Below are 21,431 nucleotides of genomic sequence, written 5' to 3'. Positions count from 1 at the left end.
GTCCAGCCCGGTGCCGGAAGGGTGCCCCGGTCACTGAGCCGGGGTGGGGCACCGGGCGCTTCGGGCCGCGCGAGACACCCAAACCCTTAGGTAAGGCTTGCCTAAGATGTCCTAATGGGTGAGGGGTGTCAAGTCGGCCAAGGGGCAAACCGGGGCACGGCCGACATCATGCCGACCGTGCCCAAGGGGGCGCTCTCAGCCCAGAATTGCCGGCAGCGCGGCGACCAGGCGGTCCACCTCACCGGCGGTCACGGTCAGCGGGGGAGCCAGCCGCAGGACGGCCGGGCCGACCGCGTTGACCAGGAAGCCGGCCCGCTGGGCGGCCGCCTGGGCCCGCCCGGCCACCGGCTCGGCGAGCACCACGCCGAGCAGCAGCCCGGCGCCCCGTACCCGCTCCACCAGCGGATGCCGAAGCTCCTCGATCCCCTCGCGGAGCCGCTGCCCGGTGTCCCGGACGTGCACCAGCAGCCCGTCCGCCTCGATGGTGTCCAGCACGGCGAGCCCCGCCGCGCAGGAGACCGGGTTGCCCCCGAAGGTGGAGCCGTGCTGGCCGGGCGTCAGCAGTCCGGCCGCCGCCCCGAAGGCCAGCACCGCGCCGATCGGCAGCCCGCCGCCCAGCCCCTTCGCCAGCGCCACCACGTCCGGCGCGATATCCGGGTCGGCCTGGTGGGCGTACCAGTGGCCGGTCCGCCCGATCCCGGTCTGGATCTCGTCCAGCACCAGCAGCGCCCCGGCCGCCCGGGTCGCCTCCCGGGCCGCCCGCAGATAACCCGGCGGCGCCGGCACCACCCCGCCCTCGCCCTGCACCGGCTCCAGCACCACGGCGGCCGTGCGCTCGTCCACCGCGGCGGCCAGCGCCCCGGCGTCGCCGTAGGGCACATGGACCACCCCGCCGGGCAGCGGCAGGAACGGCGCCTGCTTGGCCGGCTGTCCGGTCAGCGCCAGCGCCCCCATGGAGCGGCCGTGGAAGCCACCGGTGGCCGCCACCATCCGGGTCCGCCCGGTGCGCCGGGCCAGCTTGAACGCCGCCTCCATCGCCTCGGTGCCCGAGTTGGCCAGGAACACCCGGCCGCCGGGCCGCCCGTCGAGCGCCAGCAGCCGTTCGGCGAGGGCGATCGGCGGCTCGGCCGCGTACAGGTTGGACACATGGCCCAGCCGGCCGATCTGCCCGGTCACCGCCGCGACCACCGCCGGATGGGCGTGGCCCAGGGCGTTGACCGCGATGCCGCCGGTGAAGTCCAGATACGCCCGGCCCTCGGTGTCCCACACCGTGGCGCCCTCGCCGCGCTCCAGCGCCAGCGGGGGAGTGCCGTAGGTGTCCATCATCACCCGCCGCCAGCGCTCCAGCGGCGGGGTGACAGGGGCGTCCGTCATCGGGCCGCCCCCGTCCCGGCGATGTCCGCCAGCGGGCCCGCCACCGGGTCGGGCACCACCACGGTGCCGGTGGAGTCGTCGGTGAACACCTCCCGCAGCAGGATGTGCGGGATCCGCCCGTCCAGCACGTGCGCCATCCGCACCCCGTCCCGGACCGCCCGCAGACAGCCCTCCATCTTGGGCACCATCCCGCTGGCCAGCGTCGGCAGCAGCTCCTCCAGCTCGCCCGCGGTCAGCCGGGCGATCACCTCGTCCGACTCCGGCCAGTTGGCGTACAGCCCGGCCACATCGGTGAGCATCACCAGCTTCTCCGCGTCCAGGGCGCTCGCCAGCGCCGCCGCCGCGAGATCGGCGTTGACGTTGTAGACCTCGCCGTGCTCGCCGCGCGCCACCGGGGAGACCACCGGGATGCGGCCGCGGTCCAGCAGCGCCCGTACGGTGTCGGGGTCCACCCGCACCACATCGCCGACCAGCCCGATGTCCACCGGCTGCCCGTCCACCCAGGCCGGGCGGCGCACCGCGGTCAGGGTGCGGGCGTCCTCACCGGTCATCCCGACCGCGAAGGCGCCATGGGTGTTGAGCAGTGAGACGATCTCCCGCTGCACCTGACCCGCCAGCACCATCCGCACCACGTTCATCACCTCGGGGGTGGTCACCCGCAGCCCGGCGGTGAATTTCACCTCCAGGCCCAGGCGGTCCAGCAGGGCGCTGATCTGCGGGCCGCCGCCGTGCACCACCACCGGCCGCAGACCGGCGTAGCGCAGCGCCACCACATCCCGGGCGAAGGCCTGCTTCAGCTCCTCGTCCACCATGGCGTTGCCGCCGAACTTCACCACCACCGTGCGGCCGTGGTAGCGCTCCAGCCAGGGCAGCGCCTCCAGCACGGTCCGCGCCCGCGGCGCCCGGCCCCGGTGGTCGTCCATGGGTCTGTCCTCCGCCTCGCTCATGAGCTGTACGCGCTGTTCTCGTGGACGTACGCGGCGGTGAGGTCGTTGGTCCAGATCTCCGCCGAGGCGTCGCCCGCCTTCAAATCCACGGTGACCGTGACCCGCCGCCCGGTCAGATCGCACTTCTCGCGCGCCTCCCCGGCCGCGCCGTCCCGGCACACCCACACCCCGTTGACCGCCACGTCCAGCCGGTCGGGGTCGAAGTAGGCGCTGGTGGTGCCGACCGCGGAGAGCACCCGGCCCCAGTTGGGGTCCTCGCCGTGCAGGGCGCACTTCAGCAGGTTGCTGCGGGCCACCGAGCGGCCCACCGCCACCGCGTCCTCCTCGGAGGCGGCACCGGTCACCACCACGTCGATCTCCTTGGACGCCCCCTCGGCGTCCTGCACCAGCTGCCGGGACAGGTCGCGGCAGACCGCCCGCAGCGCGTCGGTGAACTCGGCCGCGCCGGGCCGCTGTCCGGAGGCGCCCGAGGCCAGCAGCAGCACGGTGTCGTTGGTGGACATGCAGCCGTCGGAGTCCACCCGGTCGAAGGTGGTGCGCACCGCCTCGCGCAGCGCCGCGTCCAGCGTCCCGGCGGGCAGCTCGGCGTCGGTGGTGATCACCACCAGCATGGTGGCCAGGCCCGGAGCGAGCATCCCCGCGCCCTTGGCCATCCCGCCCACCGTCCAGCCGCCGGCCCCGTGGGCCACGGCGGTCTTGCGGACGGTGTCGGTGGTCAGGATCGCGTCCGCGGCGCGCTCACCGCCGCCGCTCTCCCCGGTGAGCTCGGCGACGGCCGCGTCCACGCCGCTCAGCACGGCGTCCACCGGGAGCCGCACCCCGATCAGCCCGGTGGAGCAGACCGCCACCTCCCGGGCGTCGGTGCCCAGCGCGGCGGCGGCCCGCTCGGCGGTCAGCCGGGTGTCCACGGCGCCCGCCTGCCCCGTACAGGCGTTGGCGCCGCCGGAGTTGAGGACGACCGAGGAGAGGCGGCCGTCGGCCAGCACCGCGCGCGACCAGCGCACCGGGGCGGCCTGCACCCGGTTGGAGGTGAACACCCCGGCCGCGGCGTACGAGGGGCCGTGGTTGACCACCACGGCGAGGTCCCGGTTCCCCGAGCTCTTGATCCCGGCGGCCACTCCACTGGCGGAGAAGCCCCGGGCGGCGGTCACGCTCATGGCGCCACTCCGTTCACGGTCAGCCCGGTGCCCTCCGGCAGGCCCAGGGCGAGGTTCATGGACTGCACCGCGCCACCGGCGGTGCCCTTGACGAGGTTGTCGATCGCGCAGACCACGGTCAGCCGGCCGACCGAGGGATCCACCGCCAGCTGGAGCTGCGCGCTGTTGGAGCCCAGCACCGCCCCGGTGGCCGGCCAGCGGCCCTCCGGCAGCAGGCGGACGAACTCCTCCCCGCTCAGCGCCTTCTCGTACGCCTCGCGGACCGCGTCCTGGTCCGCGCCGGGCCGCAGCCGGGCCGAGCAGGTGGCCAGGATGCCGCGGGGCATCGGCGCGAGCAGCGGGGTGAAGGAGACGGCGACGTCCTCACCCGCCACCGCGGAGAGGTTCTGCACCAGTTCCGGGGTGTGCCGGTGGCCGCCGCCGACCCCGTACGGGCTCATCGAGCCCATCACCTCCGCGCCCAGCAGCTGCGGCTTGAGCGATCGGCCCGCGCCGGAGGTGCCGCTCGCCGCCACCACCACGGCCTCCGGCTCCACCAGCCCGGCCGCGAAGGCGGGGAACAGGGCCAGGGTGACCGCGGTCGGGTAGCAGCCGGGGACGGCGATCCGCCGGGTGGTGCGCAGCGCCTCGCGGGCGCCGGGCAGTTCGGGCAGGCCGTAGGGCCAGGTGCCGGCGTGCTCGGTGCCGTAGAACCGCCGCCAGGCCTCGGCGTCGCTCAGCCGGAAGTCGGCCCCGAGGTCCACCACCAGGGTGTCCGGGCCGAGTTCGCGGGCGAGCGCGGCGGACCGGCCGTGCGGCAGCGCCAGGAAGACCACATCGTGCCCGGCGAGCGCCTCGGCGCCGGTCGGCACGGTCACCCGGTCGGCGAGCGCGGGCAGCTGGGGCTGGGACTCGCCGAGCGGGCGGCCCGCGCTGCTGTGCGCGGTCAGGGCGCCGACGGTCACACCGGGGTGCGCGGTGAGCAGCCGCAGCAGCTCACCCCCGGCGTAGCCGCTGGCGCCCGCCACGGCCGCGGTGAGGGTCATGGAGGCTTTCCTCCCTTTTTCGGGCACGGGTCCGCCCCCGGCCGCGCGATGGACCGGGGCGGGGGGAGCTGTGCGGGTGGGTGGGGCGGCTCCGCCGGGAGGGGGAGCCGGTGGTCGGTGGGGGTGGAGGTGGGGTGTGCGGCGGTGTCAGACCGCGGGTACGGCGCCGTCGGCGGGGTACGGGCCGCCGGCGACCGGGGCGTTCGCGGGCGGGGGGCCGTCGCCCGGGTGCCCGGACTCCACCGGTCCGGGCAGCAGTTCGGCGGCGGGCAGCACCGCGACCCCGTGCCGGGCCGCCCACTTCAGGGCGCCGGCCTGGCGTTCGGGGGTGAGGTCGGCGACCGCGTCGGAGGCGATGAAGACGGTCAGCCCGTGCATCACCGCGTCGGCCGCGGTCAGCAGCACGGTGTGCTCGGCCGGCAGCCCGCACAGCACCACCTGGTCGCGTCCGGCGGCCCGCAGCACCCGGCCCAGCCGGCTGCCGAGGAAGGCGTTGGGGTGGAGGTGGTCCACCAGGTGCTCGCCCACCCGCGGCGCCGGCGCCGCCCCCGCCGCCGTCCGCGGTGCCTTGGGCCCGTGCCGTACGCCGTGCACCACCAGCAGTCCCCGCGCGGCGGCCCGCTCCCTCAGCGGCCCTACCGCGGCGAGCAGTTCGGCGGCGGCCGGCTCCGGCAGCACCGCGGCGGGGCCCTGGTTGAGACCGAGGAGGACCAGCGCGGCGCGGCCCGGTTCGGGCAGCCGTACCGCTTCGGGCGGCGGTGTGCCGTCCTCCCCGGACAGGGGGTGCGGCGCGGCGGTCGGCGGACCCATACGACTCCTCGCTGGTGGCGCGGTGGACGGGAGGCGGCGCGACCCGCGGAGCGCCGGTCGGCGGCCTACGGGGTGCGCGGCGCCGGACCGGCGCACCGGATGGCGGCACACGGCTGGCGCAACGGAACTTAGGTTAGCCTAACTTCCACCGGCCGACGGCAGGGGCCGGGCCTCAGGCGGCCGGGGCGGTGACCCGGCGGCGGGCGTACGCCCCGGGCGTGGAGCCGAAGTGGCGCCGGAAGGCCAGGATGTAGCCGTTGGTGGAGACGAAGCCCACCCGGGCGGCCACCGTGCCCACCAGCAGCCCCTGCGCCAGCAGGTCCAGCGAGCGGTTGAGCCGCACCCGGGTGCGCCACTCGGAGAAGGCGAGCCCGGTCTCCGAACGGAACGCCCGGCGCAGGCTGGTGGAGCTGACGTACAGCCCGGCCGCCCACTCGGTGGCGGTGCGCTGGTCCTGCGGGTGGCGCAGCAGTTCGCCGGCGACCGCACGGGCCGCGCCGCTCACCGGCTGGGGCAGTGGCAGCGAGTCCCGGTGGCCGGCGGTCAGCGCGGCGAACACCCGCGGGTCGTCCGGCTCCGGGCGCGCGGTGCGGGTCCGGCCGAGCAGCAGCCGCCGCTGGGCCTCGCCGACGTTGACCCGGGTGGCCCGGGTGTACGGCAGGTCGCGGTCGGCCGCGAAGTCCTCGGTGACCACCAGGGAGTCGGGGTCGTAGCGCGCGCTGTGCGGTACGCCGGCGGGCACCCACAGGGCCACCGCCGGGGACAGTTCGTGGTCCCGGCCCTGGGCGGTCACGGTGATCCGGCCCACCGGGGCCCACAGGAACCGGTGGAAGTCGTGCACCCGCAACCCGTGCCCCACGGCCGTCACATGGCCGTCGCCGAACCGCTCCTCGTATCGCCCGATATGCCCGGCCTGCACCGCATGCCGCACCATGCCAGTCCAACCCCCTTGAAACGGCGGGGCCGAGGCTTCGGACCCCACATATGATCGGTCCGCCTCCCTGTTGGATCGGCGGAATTAAGGTTAGGGTAACCTAACCCACCGAGCCGATGCGTGAGGAGCCGAGGAAAACCACATGACCGATACGTCCCCACCGGTGACGTCCGCCCCGCCACTGGCCCGGACCCGCTCCTCGCGCGGCGCCACCGTGGCGGTGCTGGCCCTCGCCGCGCTGGCCGCCACCCTCGTCGCGGGCATCGCCCTCGGCGCCCGCGACATCTCCGCGGGCGAGGTCGTCAGGGTCCTGCTGCACCCCGGCGGTGAGACGTTCAACTCCCATGTGCTGTGGACCGACCGGATCCCGCGGACCTTCCTCGGCCTGCTGGTCGGCGCCGCGCTCGGCGCCTCCGGGCTCATCATGCAGGCGCTCACCATGAACCCGCTCTCCGATCCGGGCATCCTCGGCGTCGAGCAGGGCGCCTCGCTCTTCGTGGTCCTCGGCATCCTGTTCCTCGGAGTCACCGGCGTCCAGGGCTACTTCTGGCTCGCGCTGGCCGGTTCCGCCTGCGCCGCCGCCCTGGTCTACCTCATCGGCACCCGCACCAACACCGGCTCCACCACCATCGGGCTGGTCCTCGCCGGGGTCGCCATGGGCGCCGTGATGTCCTCCCTCATCACCCTGCTCGTGGTCCGCGACCGGGTGGCCTTCGCCCATCTGCGGGCCTGGTCGGTCGGCCAGCTCACCGGGCGGTCCGAAGCCCTCGGCCAGATCCTGCCGTTCGCCATCGCGGGCCTGCTCCTCGCGCTCACCCTCGGCCGCACCCTCAACGTCCTCGGCCTCGGCGACGAGGCCGCCCGCGGACTGGGCGTCAAGGTCGAGCGGGCCCGCCTCACCGCGGCCGCCGTCGCCGTGCTGCTCTGCGCCGCGGCCACCGCCGCCATCGGCCCGGTCGCCTTCGTCGGACTGGTCGGCGCCCATGTCGCCCGGATGCTCGTCGGCGCCGACCACCGCTGGTCGCTGCCGGTCGCCATGGCCACCGGCGCCGTGCTGCTCACCGTCTCCGACACCGCCGGCCGGCTCATCCTGGACCACGGCGAGATCCAGGTCGGTGTGATGACCGCCGTCGTCGGCACCCCCTTCTTCGTGTGGCTCGCCCGCCGCCGCGACCTGGTGCGGGTGTGATGACCGTCCTCGACACCCGGGCCACCGCCCCGGACTCCGCCGCCGCGCCCGCGCTCGCCGCCGCGGCCCGTCTGCGCGCCGTCCGCCGCGCCCGCCACCGCCGTACCGCACTGGTCTGCGCCGCCCTCGCCGTACTGCTGGTCGCCTTCACCGCCGCCGCGCTGCTGATCGACCTCAACGGCGTCCCGGCGAGCGAGGTGCTGCCCGCCGCCCTCGGACTGCGCGAAGGCCTCGCCGACTACCTGGTGTTCCAGCTGCGGATGCCCCGCACCCTGGCCGCGCTGTTGGCCGGCGCCCTGTTCGGCCTGGCCGGCGCGCTCTACCAGCGGCTCATCCGCAACCCGCTGGCCACCCCCGACATCGTCGGCATCTCCGCCGGCGCCAGTGCCGGGGCCGCCACCGTGCTGCTGCTGGCCCCCGCCGCGTACGTCGTCGGCGCCCCGGTCGCCGCCATCGCCGGCTCCTTCGTCCTGGTCGCCGCCGTCCAGGCACTCAGCTGGCGCGGCGGGCAGGTGGACACCTACCGGCTGATCCTGGTCGGCATCGGGCTGAGCGCGGTCTGCGTCGCCTACACCAACTACCTGTTCACCATGGCCGAGGCCAACGACCTCGCCATCGCCATGCGCTGGACCATCGGCTCCACCAACGCCGCCGACTGGGACGGGGTCACCACCCTCGCCACCGGCCTGGCCTGCTGCCTCCCCCTGGCCGTCTGGCTGAACCGCTCGCTCACCGCCATGGCGCTCGGCGACCAGCTCGCCACCGGACTGGGCACCCGGGTCAACCCGGCCCGGGTCGCCGTGCTGCTGCTCGGCGCCGCCGCCGCCGCGCTGGCCACCAGCGTCGTCGGCCCCATCGGCTTCGTCTCCCTGATCAGCGGCCCCATCGCCGTCTGGCTGGTCGGAGCCGAGCGCTCGGTCCTGCTCGCCGCCCCGGTCGGCGCCGCCATCGTCATCGGCGCCGACGTGCTGGCGCTGCACGCCCCCCTGATCAGCCCGGTACCCACCGGGGTCCTCACCGCGCTGCTGGGCGCGCCCTACTTCGTCTGGCTGATCCTTCGGCGCGGACAGGGAGCCTCGTGACACACCCACTGGAAGCCCGCGCCATCGCCGCCGGCTACGGCAAGCGCCTCGTCATCGACGGGCTCGACGTGCAGATCGCCGCGGGGAGGATCACCGCCCTGGTCGGGCCCAACGCCTGCGGCAAGTCGACCCTGCTGAAGTCGGTCGCCCGGCTGCTGCCGCTGGCCGCCGGATCGGTCCTCCTGGAGGGCGCCGACATCCACGCCATGCCCACCCGGGACGTGGCGCGCCGGCTCGGCATCCTGCCCCAGTCGCCGATCGCCCCGGAGTCCATCACCGTCGGCGACCTGGTCTGGCGCGGCCGCCACCCGCACCGCCGCTTCGGCGAGCGCCGCACCGGCAAGGACGACATCCTGATCGCCGAGGCGCTGGCCGCCACCGGCACCGCCGAACTGGTCGACCGCCCGGTGGACCAGCTCTCCGGCGGCCAGCGCCAACGGGTCTGGATCGCCCTGGCTCTGGCCCAGGACACCCCCACGCTTCTGCTGGACGAACCGACCACCTACCTGGACATCGCCCATCAGATCGAGGTGATGGACCTGCTCGCCGACCTCAACGAGAAGGCCGGCAAGACCATCGTCCTCGTCTCCCACGACCTCAACCAGGCCGCCCTGTACGCCTCCACCATCGTCGCCATGCGCGATGGTCGGATCATCCGGCAGGGCCCGCCCGAAGAGGTCCTCGACGCCCGCACCGTCGCCGAGGTCTTCGGCCTCGACTGCGTCGTCGTACCCCACCCTCGCACGGACCGGCCGCAGATCTTCCCGCTCGGCCGCCGTCACGCACCACAGGAGAACAGCTGATATGAACCGCCTCGCCAGACCCGCCCTCCGCCGCGGCGCCGTGCTCGTCGCCGCGGCCGTCTGCGCCACCCTGGTCGCCGGCTGCGGCTCCGAGGACAAGGCCACGGACGACCAGTCCCAGGACAAGGGCAAGGACGGCGCCTCCTCCACCGCCTTCCCGGTCAGCCTCACCAACGCCTGGGGCACCGCCAAGGTCGAGAAGAAGCCGGTCAAGGTCGCCACCGTCTCCGACGGCGACACCTCCATCGCGCTCGCCCTCGGCCTGGTCCCGGTCATCACCCCGGACGTCGAGGACGGTTCGCCCTTCCCCGAGTACAAGCAGAAGGCCCTCGACAAGCTCGGCGGCGGCAAGCCCAAGACGTACGACGACACCGACGGCACCGACTTCGAGGCCATCGCCGCCGCCCAGCCCGACGTCATCCTGGGCATGAACACCTGGCAGATGGACAAGGAGTACGCCAAGCTCTCGCCCATCGCCCCGGTCGTCACCTACGGCAAGAAGGAAGAGGCCGACACCCTCACCTGGCAGGAGCGCCTCAAGGGCGCCGCCAAGGCGCTGGGCCTGGAGGAGAAGGCCGAGGAGGTCATCGCCGCCAACGAGAAGGCGCTCGCCGACGCGGCCAAGGCCCACCCCGAGTTCAAGGGCAAGACCTACACCTACGCGATCGTCCACCCCGAGCAGCTGAGCTACGGCTCCTACGCCGCCCAGGACCCGGGCGTCTTCGAGCAGCTGGGCTTCACCAAGGCGCCCGCCGCCAAGAACTACAGCCCCAACAAGAACGCCGTCTCGCTGGAGAACCTGGACGAGCTGGAGGCGGACGTCCTGCTGATGACGTACCCCTTCGGTGACAACGGCCTGCTCAGCGCCGACGAGCTGGAGAAGAACAAGCTCTACCGCTCGCTGAAGGTCGTCAAGGGCAACCACGACACCGTCATCCCCTCCGCCAACGGCCTCGCGGTCGCCATGGCCTACCCCGACGCGCTCAGCGCCTCCTGGGTGGTCGAGAACCTGACCCCCATCCTGGCCAAGGCCGTCGCCGGCAAGTAGCCCGGCCGGTGTCCGGGCGTACCGCCATACACCCGGACGCCACCGGGCCGGGCCGCCGGAGCACCCCTCCGGCGGCCCGCCCCCGCGCCCTCCGCCCCACCCCGCGCCGCCGCGGACCTCCCGAGGCCGCCGCGTACGAAGGAGCATCACCATGCCCACCCGCAGCCCCCGTTCGGTCGCCACCTTCCCCATCGTGCTCAGGGAGCTGACGGTGCTGCGCGCCGAGAACCTGACCCCCGGCATGCGGCGGATCACCCTCGGCGGAGAGCAGCTGCACGCCTTCCACCGCGACGGCTTCGACCTGCCGGAGCTGCGCACCGAGGGCTTCGACGACCATGTGAAGTTCTTCTTCGCCGACGAGGAGGGCCGCCTGGTCCTGCCCCGGCAGAACACCAGCAGCCTGGACTGGCCCGACGACGGCCGCCCCGTCGCCAAGGACTACACCCCGGTCCGCTTCGACCCGGCCGCCGGTGAGATCGACTTCGACTTCGTACGCCACGAGGGCGGCGTCGCCTCCACCTGGGCCGAGCAGGCCAAGCCCGGCGAGAGTGCCTGGATCGCCGGCCCCAAGATGTCCCACAGCCACCCCGAGGGCGCCGACTGGATCCTGGTCGCCGGCGACGAGACCGCGCTGCCCGCCATCGCCCGCTGGCTGCACGAGATGCCCGAGGGCACCCGCGCCAAGGTGCTCATCGAGATCGGCGAGGACAGCCACCGCCAGGAGCTGTCCACCCGCGCCGACGCCGACATCACCTGGCTCTCCCGCGACGGCGCCCCGGCCGGCACCACCGATCTGCTGGAGCAGGCCGTCCGCGACCTTCAGTGGCTGCCCGGCACCGTCTTCGCCTGGGTCGCCGGCGAGGCCATCTCCCTCAAGGGCATCCGCCGCCACCTCGCCACCGAGCGCCAGGTCCCCCGCGACCACACCCACATCACCGGCTACTGGCGCCGCACCGCGCCCCCCGCCGCGGCCGTCTCCGAGGAGACGGCGGCCGCCGCCGTCGAGGAGGACGAGGACGACGACGCCCACGAGCGGCTGCACGCCCTCACCGACCTCGCCCCCGGCTACGCCATCCGCGCCGCCGTCACCCTCGGGCTGTTCGAGCTGGTCGAGTCCGGCACCCGCACCCTGGACGCCCTCCACCGGGCCACCGCCGCCGACCGCTCCACCCTGGCCGCGCTCCTCAGCTACCTCGTCTCCCTGGACGTCCTGGACGGCGCTGCCGACGGCTACCGGCTCACCCCGATCAGCGAGGAACTGGTCGAGGACGACCACTCCGCCGACGAGTACCACCTGGACGGCGCCGAGGCCCACCTCGACGCCTCCCTCTCCGGGCTGCTGCACACCCTGCGCACCGGCGAGGCCGGCTACCGCACCTCCGCCGGACTGCCGCTGGCCGCCGCCATCGCCCAGGACGACCACCTGGCCGGCACCGCCCGCGCCGCCATCGAGGAGGAGGCCCGCTGGATCGCCCCCGGCGTGGTCCGCGCCCACGACTGGAGTGGCGTCCCCGCGCTCACCGCCACCGGCCACGGCTCCGCCACCGTCGTCAACGCCCTGGTCAAGGCCTTCCCCGAGCTGAGGGTACGGATCACCGCGCTGCCCTCCGCCCTGCGCGCCGTCAAGGACCGGATCCTGGACACCGACGTCCTGCCGAAGGTCGAACTCACCCCCGCCACCGGCCCCGTCCCCGCCCGCCCCGACTCCGTACTCCTCATCTCCCGCCTGCTGGAGCAGCTCGCCGACGAGGACGCCGTCCAGGTCCTCGCCGAGGCCGGCGCGGCCCTCCCCGAGGGCGGCACCCTGCTGCTGGTCGAGCCCACCACCCCCGCCGACACCGACGACGTCGACGCCGTGCTGCACCACCTCCGCCTCAAGTGCGCCTTCGGCTCCGGCGTCCGCGACGAGGCCCACCTCACCGCCCTCGCCGAGCGCGCCGGACTGACCGTGCACACGGTCACCGACATCGGCTGGGACAGCCGCATGTGGCACCTCACCCCCGCCTCCTGACACCCCGCCGTCCGGGTGGTTCCCGCCACCCGGACGGTACGCACCCCCTCCCCGCACGGAAGGCCGTACCGGACGACCGGACCGCCGCAGGTGTACGAGGAGGGGGCGCCCGACCATGTCCGCCCCGCCCCGCGCCCTGCTCACCGGCTGGTTCGCCTTCCTGCACGGCGAGGTCACCGCCGGCGACGAACTCGCCCTGCGCCGCGTACAGCGCGAACTCGACGCCGCTGGCCTGGCCCACGACACCGCCTGGAGCCCCGCCTTCCGCCCCGGCGCCCTCTGTCTGGACCTGGTCCGGCCCGAGGACTACACCACCCTGCTCTTCATCTGCGGCCCGCTGTACGGCGAGCAACTGGCCGACCTGCACCGGCGCTTCGCCCACTGCCGCCGTATCGCCGTCGGCACCAGCACCATCGACCCCGGCGCACCCGCGGCCACCGGCTTCCACCACGTCCTCAGCCGCGGCGGCGCCGACGGCCCCCCGCTGACCGACCTGGCCGCCTCCGCCCCCGCCACCGGGCTCCCCCCGGTGGCCGGGCTCATCCTCACCCGCGGCCAGGGCGAGTACGGCGCACGCCGCCGCCACGACCAGGCCGCCACCGCGCTGACCCACTGGCTGGCCGCCCGGGACATCGCCGCCCTCACCCTGGACACCCGCCTCGCCCTCCGCGACCCCGGGCACTTCCGCACCCCCGAGCAGCTCGACGCCGTCCTCACCCGCCTGGACGCGGTCGTCACCACCCGGCTGCACGGCCTGGTCCTTGCCCTGCGCGCCGGGATCCCCGCCCTCGCCGTCGACCCGGTGGCCGGCGGCGCCAAGGTCACCGCCCAGGCCGCCGCCTGCGACTGGCCCGCGCTGCTGCCGGCCGACCGCCTCGACCCGGCCGCCCTGGACCACTGGTGGCACTGGTGCCTCACCACCGGCCGCGCCGAGGCCCGCTCCCGCCGCCACCGCTTCCGCCACCACCCCGACGACCGCCTCACCGGGCCCCTGCTGCGCCTCCTGCACGGCCCGTCCGCCGAATAGGGACCGCCGCCCTCTCTGTTGCGGCGGTGTTGCGGCTTCCTGTCGGCCGCGCGCTTCCCCTTCCCCGCCCATCGCCGCCCTCCCTAGGGTCCGACAACGGGCCGCTCCCCAGGGGCCCTTCCCCACCCCCCTGAGGAGCCCCATGCCCGGCAGCGTCCCCCCGGAGTCCGCCTACGACCGGCGGCGGCTGGGCCAGTGGGCCCGGTCCGAGGCCCGTACCGCGGGGATGGCCCGGCGGGATCTGATACGGCTGGTGGCCGCCGCCGGGGTCGCCGTCCCACTCAGCACCCAGGCCGCACCCGCCGCGGCCGTCCCGGCCCAAGCCGCCCCGCCCGCCGCGCCCGGGATCGTCAAGCCGCTGCCGCCGGAGCTGTTCACCCTCCGCGGCACCAACGCCGAGACCCGGTTCGCCGCCCTGCGGGACACCGGCCACCACACCCCCGCCGACCGCTTCTTCGTACGGAACCACACCAGCACCCCGCTGATCGACGCCGCGGACTGGCGGCTCACCGTGTGGGGCGACGGACTGCGGGGCGGCCCGGCACACTTCGGCTACGAGGAGCTGCGGGCCCTGCCCGCCCGGACGGCCACCGCCTTCATCGAGTGCGCGGGCAACGGGCGCAGCCACTACACCACCCAGCAGGGCCAGACGGTGTCCGGAACGGCCTGGACCCTCGGCGCCATCGACGTCGGACGGTGGCGCGGGGTCCGGCTCGCCGAGGTGCTGCGCCGCGCCGGAATCACCCGGCGCGCCGTGGATGTGCTGCCCCGGGGGCTGGACGCCGAGGTGGTCAGCGCCGGGGTGAACCTCGGCCGGGTGCGCCGCCCGCTGCCGGTGGCCAAGGCGCTGGACGACGCGCTCCTCGCGTACGAGCTGAACGGGGAGCCGCTGCCACCGGACCACGGCCACCCGGTGCGCCTGGTCGTCCCCGGCTGGATCGGGATCTCCTCCATCAAGTGGCTCGGCGACATCGAGGTCAGCGACACCCCGCTCTACACACCCTGGAACACCGACCTCTACCGGCTGTTCGGCCCCGACCACCCGGCCGAGGGCAGCGCCCCGCTCACCCGGCAGACCCTCAAGAGCGCCTTCGAGCTCGACTGGGGGGCCGAGTTGACCGCCCGCCGCCCGGTACGGCTCACCGGACGCTCCTGGTCCGGCGCCGCACCGGTGCACACGGTGCGGATCAGCACCGACGGCGGCCACCGCTGGCGCCGCGCCCGGCTCCATGACAGCCCCCGGCGCGACACCTGGGTGCGCTGGTCCCTGGAGTGGACCCCGCCCGCCCCGGGCCCGGCGGTGCTGCTGGCCCGGGCGACGGACGGCACCGGCCGCAGCCAGCCGGACACCGCGGCGTACAACACCCAGGGGTATCTCTTCGACGCCGTGGTGCGCCACCCGGTGACGGTGGTCTGAGCTGGCCCGTACGTGGGTCAGCCGGGCTCGCCGTCGGTGCGCAGCCCCTCGGGCAGCAGGGCGTCCGGGAACGACTGGTAGCAGACCGGCCGCAGCCAGCGGTCCACCGCCAGGGTGCCCACACTGGTGGTACCGGGCGCGGAGGTGGCAGGCCAGGGGCCGCCGTGCACCACGGCCTCGCAGACCTCGACCCCGGTGGGCCAGCCGTTCCACACCACCCGCCCCGCCCGCTCCTCCAGCACCGGCAGCAGCCGCCGGGCCGCCGCCAGGTCCGCTGCCCCGTCCCCGTGCAGGGTGGCCGTCAACTGCCCTTCCAGCCCCTCCAGCAGCGCGGTCAGCTCATCCGGGTCCGACCAGCGCACCAGCAGGGCCGCCGCGCCGAACACCTCCCCGGCCAGATCCGGCTGGGCCGCGTAGCTCCCTGCCTCGCACTCCAGCACCACCGGCTCCGGAGCGTACGGGCCCGGGCCGGGCAGACCCCGGCCCACCACCGCGACCCCGTCGGCGGCCGCCCACCGCCGTACCCCCTCGGTGAAGGCGCCGGTGATGTCCGGGGTGAGCATCACCTGCCCGGTCGCACCGGCGAGCGCCTTCGCCAGTGAGGTGCGGAAGGCGTCCCCCTCGGGTCCGGCCGGCACCAGCAGCAGCCCGGGACTGGTGCACAACTGGCCCGCGCCGGTGGTGAGGGAGGCCGTGTACGCCTCGGCCAGCGCCACCGGATCGGCCAGTGCCCCGGGCAGCAGCACCACCGGGTTGACGGCCGACATCTCCGCGTACACCGGGATCGGCACCGGCCGTTCGGCGGCGGCCGCCAGCAGGGCCAGCCCGCCGGAACGGGAGCCGGTGAACCCCACGGCCGTGATCCGCGGATCGCGCACCAGGGCCTGACCGGTCTCCGTACCCCGGCCCACCAGCAGGGAGAAGACCCCCGCGGGCATCCCGGTCCGCCGGGCCGCGGCGGTGACCGCGCGGGCCACCAGCTCACCGGTGCCGGGGTGTGCCGGATGCGCCTTGAACACCACCGGGCACCCCGCCGCCAGGGCGGACGCCGTGTCACCGCCCGCCACCGAGAAGGCCAGCGGGAAGTTGCCCGCCCCGAAGACGGCGACCGGACCGACGGGCACCCGGCGCAGCCGCAGATCGGGCCGGGGGAGTGGCCGCCGCTCGGGGAGCGCCGAGGTGAACCGGGCCCCGGCCACCTCCCCGCTCCGCACCAGGTCGGCGAACATCCGCAACTGGGCGCAGGTACGGGCCCGTTCGCCGGTCAGCCGGGGCAGGGGCAGCCCGGTCTCGACCGCCGCCGGCTCCAGCAGCCCGTCCCCGAGTGCCTCGATCTCCTCCGCGCAGGCGTCCAGGAAGGCGGCCCGCCGCTCCGGCGGCAGGGCGCGGTACGGGCGCGCGGCCGAGGCGGCCAGGGCGGCGGCCTCCGCGACCTGCTCCGCCGAGGCGTCCCGCAGCTGCGGGCCCCAGGCCTCCCCGGTGGCCGCCCTGACACCCCGCCAGACCGGGCCGGTGCCGGGCGCGTCCCGCCCGGCCAGGATCGAGTGACCGGTGTGCGGGGCGACGGTTCCGCCGGGCATCTCCATCACAGGTGCTCCGCTCTCTTGTCGATGGTCTCTCGTTGCCGCGCTCTTGTGAGCACCGGAGGACGGCTATAGCGTACGCACTGGCATGTGACATTGCACAGAGGTCGTGAAAGCGCGGAGAGAGGGGGCGGTGGTCCTGAAGGTCGTCATCGTGGGCGCCGGAATCATCGGCGCCGCCTGCGCCTTCCACGCCGCCTCGGCGGGGCTGGACGTCACCGTCCTGGACCGCGGCCCGGTCGGCGCGGGCACCACCAGCCGCGGTGAGGGCAATGTCCTGCTCTCCGACAAGGAGCCGGGTCCCGAGCTGGAACTCGCCCGGCTGAGCCGGACCCTCTGGGACGAGGCGGGCGCGGAGCTCGGGCCGGAGACCTTCGAACTCCAGGCCAAGGGCGGCCTGGTCGTGGCGAGCACCCTCGAAGGCCTCACCGCGCTCGGCGCCTTCGCCGCCCGGCAGAGGGCGGCCGGGGTACGGGCCGAACCGGTCGACGAGGTCGCGGAGTGGGAGCCGCATATCGCGCCCGGGCTGCCCGGTGGCGTCTCCTACCCGCAGGACGCCCAGGTGCAGCCGGTCCTCGCCGCGGCCGCGCTGCTGCGGGCCGCCGTACGGCACGGGGCGCGGCTGCTCACCGGGGAGGCCGCCGCCGCGGTCACCGGCCGGGGCGGACGGCTCACCGGGGTGCGCACGGCGGACGGGCGGGTACTGCCCGCCGAGGCCGTCGTCAACGCCGCCGGGACCTGGGGCGGCGAGTTGGGCCGCCGGCTCGGCGCACCCCTCACCGTCCTCCCGCGCCGGGGCTTCGTCCTGGTCACCCAACCCCTGCCGCGGATGATCCGGCACAAGGTCTACTCGGCCGACTACGTCGCCAATGTGGCCTCCTCCGGCGCGGGCCTGGAGACCTCCTGCGTGGTGGAGGGCACCCCCGGCGGGACCGTCCTCATCGGCGCCAGCCGCGAACGCGTCGGCTTCGACCCGGCGTTGGACCCGGCGGTGGTCGCCCGGCTCGCCGCCGGGGCCTGCGGGCTCTTCCCCTTCCTCCGGGACGTCCAGCTGATCCGCGCCTACCGCGGCTTCCGCCCGTACTGCCCGGACCATCTGCCGGTCATCGGCCCGGACCCGCGCGCCCCGGGGGTGGTGCACGCCTGCGGCCACGAGGGCGCCGGCATCGGGCTCGCCCCCGCCACCGGCGCCCTGGTGACGGCCCAGCTGCTCGGCCGCCCCTGGCGGGGCGCCGACCCCGCCGGGTACCCCGCACTGCTGCCCGACCGCTTCCTCACCTCCGGAGGTGCACCCCGGTGAACCCGGTGAACCGCATCCTCGTCGACGGCGAACCCCTGGGCTTCGCCGAGGGCCAGACCGTCGCCGCCGCCCTGGTGGCCGCCGGCCGGGTCGCCTGGCGCACCACCCGCACCGGCGGCCGCCCACGCGGGATCTTCTGCGGGATCGGCGTCTGCTTCGACTGCCTGGTCACCGTCGACGGAGCCACCGGCCGGCGCGCCTGCCTGGTGCCCGCCCGCCCCGGGATGACCGTCACCACCCGGGAGGACGGCGATGGGTGAGAGCGTGGACCTGATCGTGGTGGGGGCGGGCCCGGCCGGGATGGCCGCGGGCGCCACCGCGCTCGCCGGAGGGCTGCGGGTGGCGCTGGTGGACGCGGGCACCACCGTCGGCGGCCAGTTCTGGCGGCCCCCGCCCGAGCACGCCCGGACCCCGATCCCGGACGCGGACCCGCACCAGGGGGCGCGTGCCCACCGCGCGCTGCGCCGGGCCCTGGCGGAGGGCCGCGAGCGGGGCCGGCTCCTCCTCCACCTGGCGCATCCGGTGTGGTCGGTGACCCGGGACGGCGAGGGCTTCGCGGTGCACGCCGTGGACCGGAGCCGGGACGGGGCGGAGCGCGCGGTCACCCTGCGCGCGCCGCGGCTGCTGGTGGCGACCGGGGCGTACGACCGCCAGCTGCCGTTCCCCGGCTGGGAGCTGCCCGGAGTGCTCACCGCCGGTGGGCTCCAGGCGCTGCTGAAGGGCGGCGGGGTGGCGGCGGGCAGCCGGGTGGTGCTGGGCGGCACCGGACCGTTCCTGCTGCCGGTCGCCACCGGCCTGGCGGCCCATGGCGTCAAGGTCGTCGCGGTCTGCGAGGCCGCCGGTCCGCTCGGCTGGCTGCGGCACCCCGGGCCACTGCTGCGCAACCCCGCCAAACTGGCCGAAGGCGTCCGCTACGGCGCCGCGCTCGCCCGGCACCGTATCCCCGTCCACCCGCGCACCGCGATCACCGCCGCCGAGGGCGCCGACCGCGTCACCTCGGTCACCCTCGCCGCCCTGGCACCCGACGGCAGCCCCCGCCCGGGCACCGAACGGCGGATCGAGGCCGACGCCGTGGGCGTGGGCTGGGGCTTCGCCCCCCAGCTCGACCTGCTGATCCCGCTCGGCTGCGACCTGGTCCCCGCCCCGGACGGCAACGCGGTCGCCGCCGTGGACGAGGGCCAGCGCACCAGCGTCCCCGGGCTCTACGCGGCCGGTGAGGTGTGCGGCGTCGGCGGGGCCCCGCTCGCGGTGGCCGAGGGCCACCTCGCCGCCGCCTCCGTCCTCACCGACATCGCCAAGGCCACCGGGCGTCCGGCGGCCCCCGCCCCCGCCGCCCGCCGCCTCGCCGCCCTGCGGGCCCGGGTGCGGGCCCACCGCGGCTTCGCCCGGGCGATGGCCCTCGTCCACCCCCTCCCGCCCGCCTGGGGGTCCTGGCTCACCGACCGGACCGTGGTGTGCCGCTGCGAGGAGGTGACGGCCGGTCAGGTGCTCGCCGCCCGCACCGAGCACGGCGCGCACGACCACCGGCAGGTCAAGCAGCTCACCCGGGCCGGCATGGGGTGGTGCCAGGGCCGGATCTGCGGGCCCGCGGTGCACTGCCTGGCCGCCGCCCCCGGCCCGTACACCCCGGCGGAGCGGCTGATCGCCACCCCCGTCACCCTCGGCGCGCTCGCCGACCTGGACACGGACCGCGAGGCAGCGGACCGCTGAGAAACGACCCTCATCCGACACAAGGAGCCGTATATGCCGCCCACGAGCGACAGCCGCAAGCCCTGGCACGGGGTCGTCGTCGCGACCAGCCTGCCGTTCCACGCCGACCTGAGCATCGACTACGCCGCCTACGGGGAGAACGTGGCCCGGCTCGCCGAGCAGGGGGTGGACGGCGTCGCCCCGAACGGCTCGCTCGGCGAGTACCAGACCCTGACCTACGAGGAGCGCGACCGGGTCGTGGAGACGGCCGTCGCCCACGCGCCCGAGGGCTTCTCCGTGATGCCGGGCGTCGGGGCGTACGGGGCGCGGGAGGCCAGGCGGCATGCCGAGTTCGCCCGGGACGCGGGCTGCGGGGCGGTGATGTGCCTGCCGCCCACCGCCTACCGGGCCGACGACCGCGCGGTGCTGGAGCACTACGAGCTGGTCGCCTCGGCGGGCCTGCCGGTCACCGCGTACAACAACCCCGTCGACACCAAGGTGGACCTGCGCCCGGAGCTGCTGGCCAAGCTGCACGCCGAGGGTTTCATCGTCGGCGTCAAGGAGTTCTCCGGCGACGTCCGGCGGGCGTACGAGATCGCCGAACGGGCGCCCGGGCTCGACCTGTTGGTCGGCACCGACGACACCGTCCTGGAGGTCGGCCTGGCCGGCGCCAAGGGCTGGGTCGCGGGCTACCCCCAGGTCTTCCCCCGCGCCTGCCGCGCCCTGTTCGACGCGGTGCTCGCCGGGGACCTGGCCACCGCCCTGCCGCTCTACCGCCGGCTCCATCCGGTGCTGCGCTGGGACAGCAGGACCGAGTTCGTCCAGGCCGTCAAGCTCGGCCAGGACATGACCGGCCGGCACGGCGGACGCTGCCGCCCGCCCAGGCAGTCCCTCCACCCGGAGACCGAGGCCGCCGTGCGCAGCGCCACTCAGGCCCTCGTCGACGCCGGGACCGAGTGACCGTGCGCTCCACCGTCTGCTACCACGCCGTCGACTCGCACACCGAGGGGATGCCCACCCGGGTGATCACCGGCGGGGTCGGGGTGCTGCCCGGGGCGACCATGTCCGAGCGGCGGCAGCGCTTCGTGGCCGAACGCGACGACCTGCGCACCCTGCTGGTGTGCGAGCCGCGCGGGCACGCCTCGATGTCCGGGGCGATCCTCCAGCCCCCGACCCGCCCGGACGCCGACTACGGGGTGCTGTTCATCGAGGTGTCCGGCTGCCTGCCGATGTGCGGGCACGGCACCATCGGGGTCGCCACGGTCCTGGTCGAGACCGGGATGGTGCCGGCCGCCGAACCGGAGACCGTGGTCCGGCTGGACACCCCGGCGGGCCTGGTCACCGCCCGGGTACGGGTCTCCGGGGGCCGCGCCGAGTCGGTCACCCTGGAGAACGTCCCCTCCTACTGCCACGCGCTCGACCAGGTGGTGGAGGTCGACGGGTACGGGCCGGTCCGCTACGACCTCGCCTACGGGGGCAACTTCGTGGCCTTCGTCCGGCTGGCGGACCTGGGCATCCCCTTCGCCCGGTCCGAGAAGCAGCGGATGCTGGACGCGGGGCTGGCGATCATGGAGGCCATCAACGGCAAGAACCCGGTGGTGCACCCCGAGGACCCCGCCATCGACGTCTGCCACCACGTCTATCTGGAGGCGCCCGGGTCCACCCCCGAGCACTCCCGGCACGCGATGGCCATCCACCCGGGCTGGTTCGACCGCTCGCCGTGCGGCACCGGCACCAGCGCACGGCTGGCCCAACTGCACGCCCAGGGGCTGCTGCCGGTCGGCCGCGAGATGGTCAACGAGTCGTTCATCGGCTCCCGGTTCACCGCGCGGATCCTCGGCGAGACCGAGGTCGGCGGCCGTCCGGCGATCCGGCCCTCGGTCACCGGACGCGCCTGGATCACCGGGACCGCGCAGTACCTGCTGGACCCGGCCGACCCCTATCCGGCGGGCTTCGCCCTCTGACCGAGGCCGACCGCACACCGGGGCCGCTCGCCGTCTTCACGGTGAGCGGCCCCGGTTCGCGTGGCGCGCGC

At 75.3% G+C, this 21,431-nt stretch carries 19 protein-coding genes; 12 read left to right on the top strand and 7 right to left on the bottom strand.

All coding sequences use genetic code 11. The annotated features are described in order from the left end of the window. Nucleotides 1-195: 195 nt before the first annotated feature. The 6 genes from M1O15_RS12840 to M1O15_RS31380 all read right to left on the bottom strand — a co-directional run bounded on the left by M1O15_RS12840 (nucleotide 196) and on the right by M1O15_RS31380 (nucleotide 6,247). Entirely contained in the window at nucleotides 196-1,374 is a 1,179-nt protein-coding gene (locus tag M1O15_RS12840; RefSeq protein WP_248633856.1) for an acetylornithine transaminase, read from the bottom strand. Then, nucleotides 1,371-2,297 carry an acetylglutamate kinase gene (gene argB, locus M1O15_RS12835; protein WP_248633855.1) on the bottom strand — a complete coding sequence of 309 codons (927 nt, stop codon included), beginning with the start codon at nucleotides 2,295-2,297 and terminating at the stop codon, nucleotides 1,371-1,373. Before argB ends, M1O15_RS12840 begins: the two co-directional genes overlap by 4 nt. 20 nt (nucleotides 2,298-2,317) lie before the next feature. Then, the gene (gene argJ / locus M1O15_RS12830) at nucleotides 2,318-3,478 is read right to left on the bottom strand and encodes a bifunctional glutamate N-acetyltransferase/amino-acid acetyltransferase ArgJ (protein ID WP_248633854.1); all 1,161 of its coding nucleotides are present in this window, start codon (nucleotides 3,476-3,478) and stop codon (nucleotides 2,318-2,320) included. Next, on the bottom strand, nucleotides 3,475-4,503 hold the full coding sequence (gene argC / locus M1O15_RS12825; protein ID WP_248633853.1) for an N-acetyl-gamma-glutamyl-phosphate reductase: 1,029 nt from the start codon (nucleotides 4,501-4,503) through the stop codon (nucleotides 3,475-3,477). Before argC ends, argJ begins: the two co-directional genes overlap by 4 nt. A gap of 147 nt (nucleotides 4,504-4,650) precedes the next feature. After that, on the bottom strand, nucleotides 4,651-5,313 hold the full coding sequence (locus M1O15_RS12820; protein ID WP_248633852.1) for an isochorismatase family protein: 663 nt from the start codon (nucleotides 5,311-5,313) through the stop codon (nucleotides 4,651-4,653). A gap of 172 nt (nucleotides 5,314-5,485) precedes the next feature. Further along, the gene (locus M1O15_RS31380; RefSeq protein WP_282576673.1) at nucleotides 5,486-6,247 is read right to left on the bottom strand and encodes a helix-turn-helix transcriptional regulator; all 762 of its coding nucleotides are present in this window, start codon (nucleotides 6,245-6,247) and stop codon (nucleotides 5,486-5,488) included. Between the two features lie 142 nt (nucleotides 6,248-6,389). Between M1O15_RS31380 and M1O15_RS12810 the strand changes: the two genes are divergently transcribed. The 7 genes from M1O15_RS12810 to M1O15_RS12780 all read left to right on the top strand — a co-directional run bounded on the left by M1O15_RS12810 (nucleotide 6,390) and on the right by M1O15_RS12780 (nucleotide 14,824). Next, nucleotides 6,390-7,436 carry a FecCD family ABC transporter permease gene (locus M1O15_RS12810; RefSeq protein ID WP_248633851.1) on the top strand — a complete coding sequence of 349 codons (1,047 nt, stop codon included), beginning with the start codon at nucleotides 6,390-6,392 and terminating at the stop codon, nucleotides 7,434-7,436. Next, on the top strand, nucleotides 7,436-8,518 hold the full coding sequence (locus M1O15_RS12805) for a FecCD family ABC transporter permease (protein ID WP_248633850.1): 1,083 nt from the start codon (nucleotides 7,436-7,438) through the stop codon (nucleotides 8,516-8,518). Before M1O15_RS12810 ends, M1O15_RS12805 begins: the two co-directional genes overlap by 1 nt. After that, nucleotides 8,515-9,321 carry an ABC transporter ATP-binding protein gene (locus tag M1O15_RS12800; protein WP_248633849.1) on the top strand — a complete coding sequence of 269 codons (807 nt, stop codon included), beginning with the start codon at nucleotides 8,515-8,517 and terminating at the stop codon, nucleotides 9,319-9,321. The genes M1O15_RS12805 and M1O15_RS12800 overlap by 4 nt, the downstream gene beginning before the upstream one ends. Nucleotide 9,322: 1 nt before the next feature. Next, on the top strand, nucleotides 9,323-10,369 hold the full coding sequence (locus M1O15_RS12795; protein WP_248633848.1) for an ABC transporter substrate-binding protein: 1,047 nt from the start codon (nucleotides 9,323-9,325) through the stop codon (nucleotides 10,367-10,369). A gap of 151 nt (nucleotides 10,370-10,520) precedes the next feature. Then, nucleotides 10,521-12,380 carry a siderophore-interacting protein gene (locus tag M1O15_RS12790; RefSeq protein WP_248633847.1) on the top strand — a complete coding sequence of 620 codons (1,860 nt, stop codon included), beginning with the start codon at nucleotides 10,521-10,523 and terminating at the stop codon, nucleotides 12,378-12,380. A gap of 115 nt (nucleotides 12,381-12,495) precedes the next feature. Continuing rightward, nucleotides 12,496-13,407 (top strand): polysaccharide pyruvyl transferase family protein, encoded by a 912-nt coding sequence (locus tag M1O15_RS12785; protein WP_248633846.1) that lies wholly within the window; start codon nucleotides 12,496-12,498, stop codon nucleotides 13,405-13,407. 142 nt (nucleotides 13,408-13,549) lie between these two features. After that, a complete protein-coding gene (locus M1O15_RS12780) occupies nucleotides 13,550-14,824 on the top strand; it encodes a sulfite oxidase (protein WP_248633845.1) in 1,275 nt (424 codons plus the stop codon). Between the two features lie 17 nt (nucleotides 14,825-14,841). Here the strand turns inward: M1O15_RS12780 and M1O15_RS12775 are convergent, their stop codons facing one another. Continuing rightward, nucleotides 14,842-16,410, bottom strand: coding sequence for an aldehyde dehydrogenase (NADP(+)) (locus M1O15_RS12775; protein WP_248633844.1), 1,569 nt, complete (start codon nucleotides 16,408-16,410; stop codon nucleotides 14,842-14,844). Between the two features lie 136 nt (nucleotides 16,411-16,546). Here M1O15_RS12775 and M1O15_RS12770 point away from each other — a divergent pair, with 136 nt between their 5' ends. Genes M1O15_RS12770 through M1O15_RS12750 form a run of 5 tightly spaced genes read left to right on the top strand, consistent with a single transcriptional unit; the run spans nucleotide 16,547 to nucleotide 21,360 of the window. Beyond that, complete coding sequence (locus M1O15_RS12770; protein WP_248633919.1) at nucleotides 16,547-17,707, top strand: NAD(P)/FAD-dependent oxidoreductase; 1,161 nt, start codon at nucleotides 16,547-16,549, stop codon at nucleotides 17,705-17,707. A gap of 5 nt (nucleotides 17,708-17,712) precedes the next feature. After that, nucleotides 17,713-17,967, top strand: coding sequence for a (2Fe-2S)-binding protein (locus M1O15_RS12765; protein WP_248633918.1), 255 nt, complete (start codon nucleotides 17,713-17,715; stop codon nucleotides 17,965-17,967). Then, nucleotides 17,960-19,417: an NAD(P)/FAD-dependent oxidoreductase gene (locus M1O15_RS12760; RefSeq protein WP_248633843.1), complete on the top strand. Its 1,458-nt coding sequence runs from the start codon at nucleotides 17,960-17,962 to the stop codon at nucleotides 19,415-19,417. The genes M1O15_RS12765 and M1O15_RS12760 overlap by 8 nt, the downstream gene beginning before the upstream one ends. Nucleotides 19,418-19,450: 33 nt before the next feature. Further along, nucleotides 19,451-20,356 carry a dihydrodipicolinate synthase family protein gene (locus M1O15_RS12755; protein ID WP_248633842.1) on the top strand — a complete coding sequence of 302 codons (906 nt, stop codon included), beginning with the start codon at nucleotides 19,451-19,453 and terminating at the stop codon, nucleotides 20,354-20,356. A 2-nt stretch (nucleotides 20,357-20,358) separates the two neighbouring features. After that, nucleotides 20,359-21,360 carry a proline racemase family protein gene (locus M1O15_RS12750; protein WP_248633916.1) on the top strand — a complete coding sequence of 334 codons (1,002 nt, stop codon included), beginning with the start codon at nucleotides 20,359-20,361 and terminating at the stop codon, nucleotides 21,358-21,360. Nucleotides 21,361-21,431 lie beyond the last annotated feature (71 nt).

It is taken from the genome of Streptomyces lichenis, from assembly GCF_023218175.1.
Taxonomy (GTDB): Bacteria; Actinomycetota; Actinomycetes; order Streptomycetales; family Streptomycetaceae; genus Streptomyces; species Streptomyces lichenis.
The sequence above is the reverse complement of the archived record's forward strand: the minus strand, read 5'-3'. Positions and strand labels throughout refer to the sequence as shown.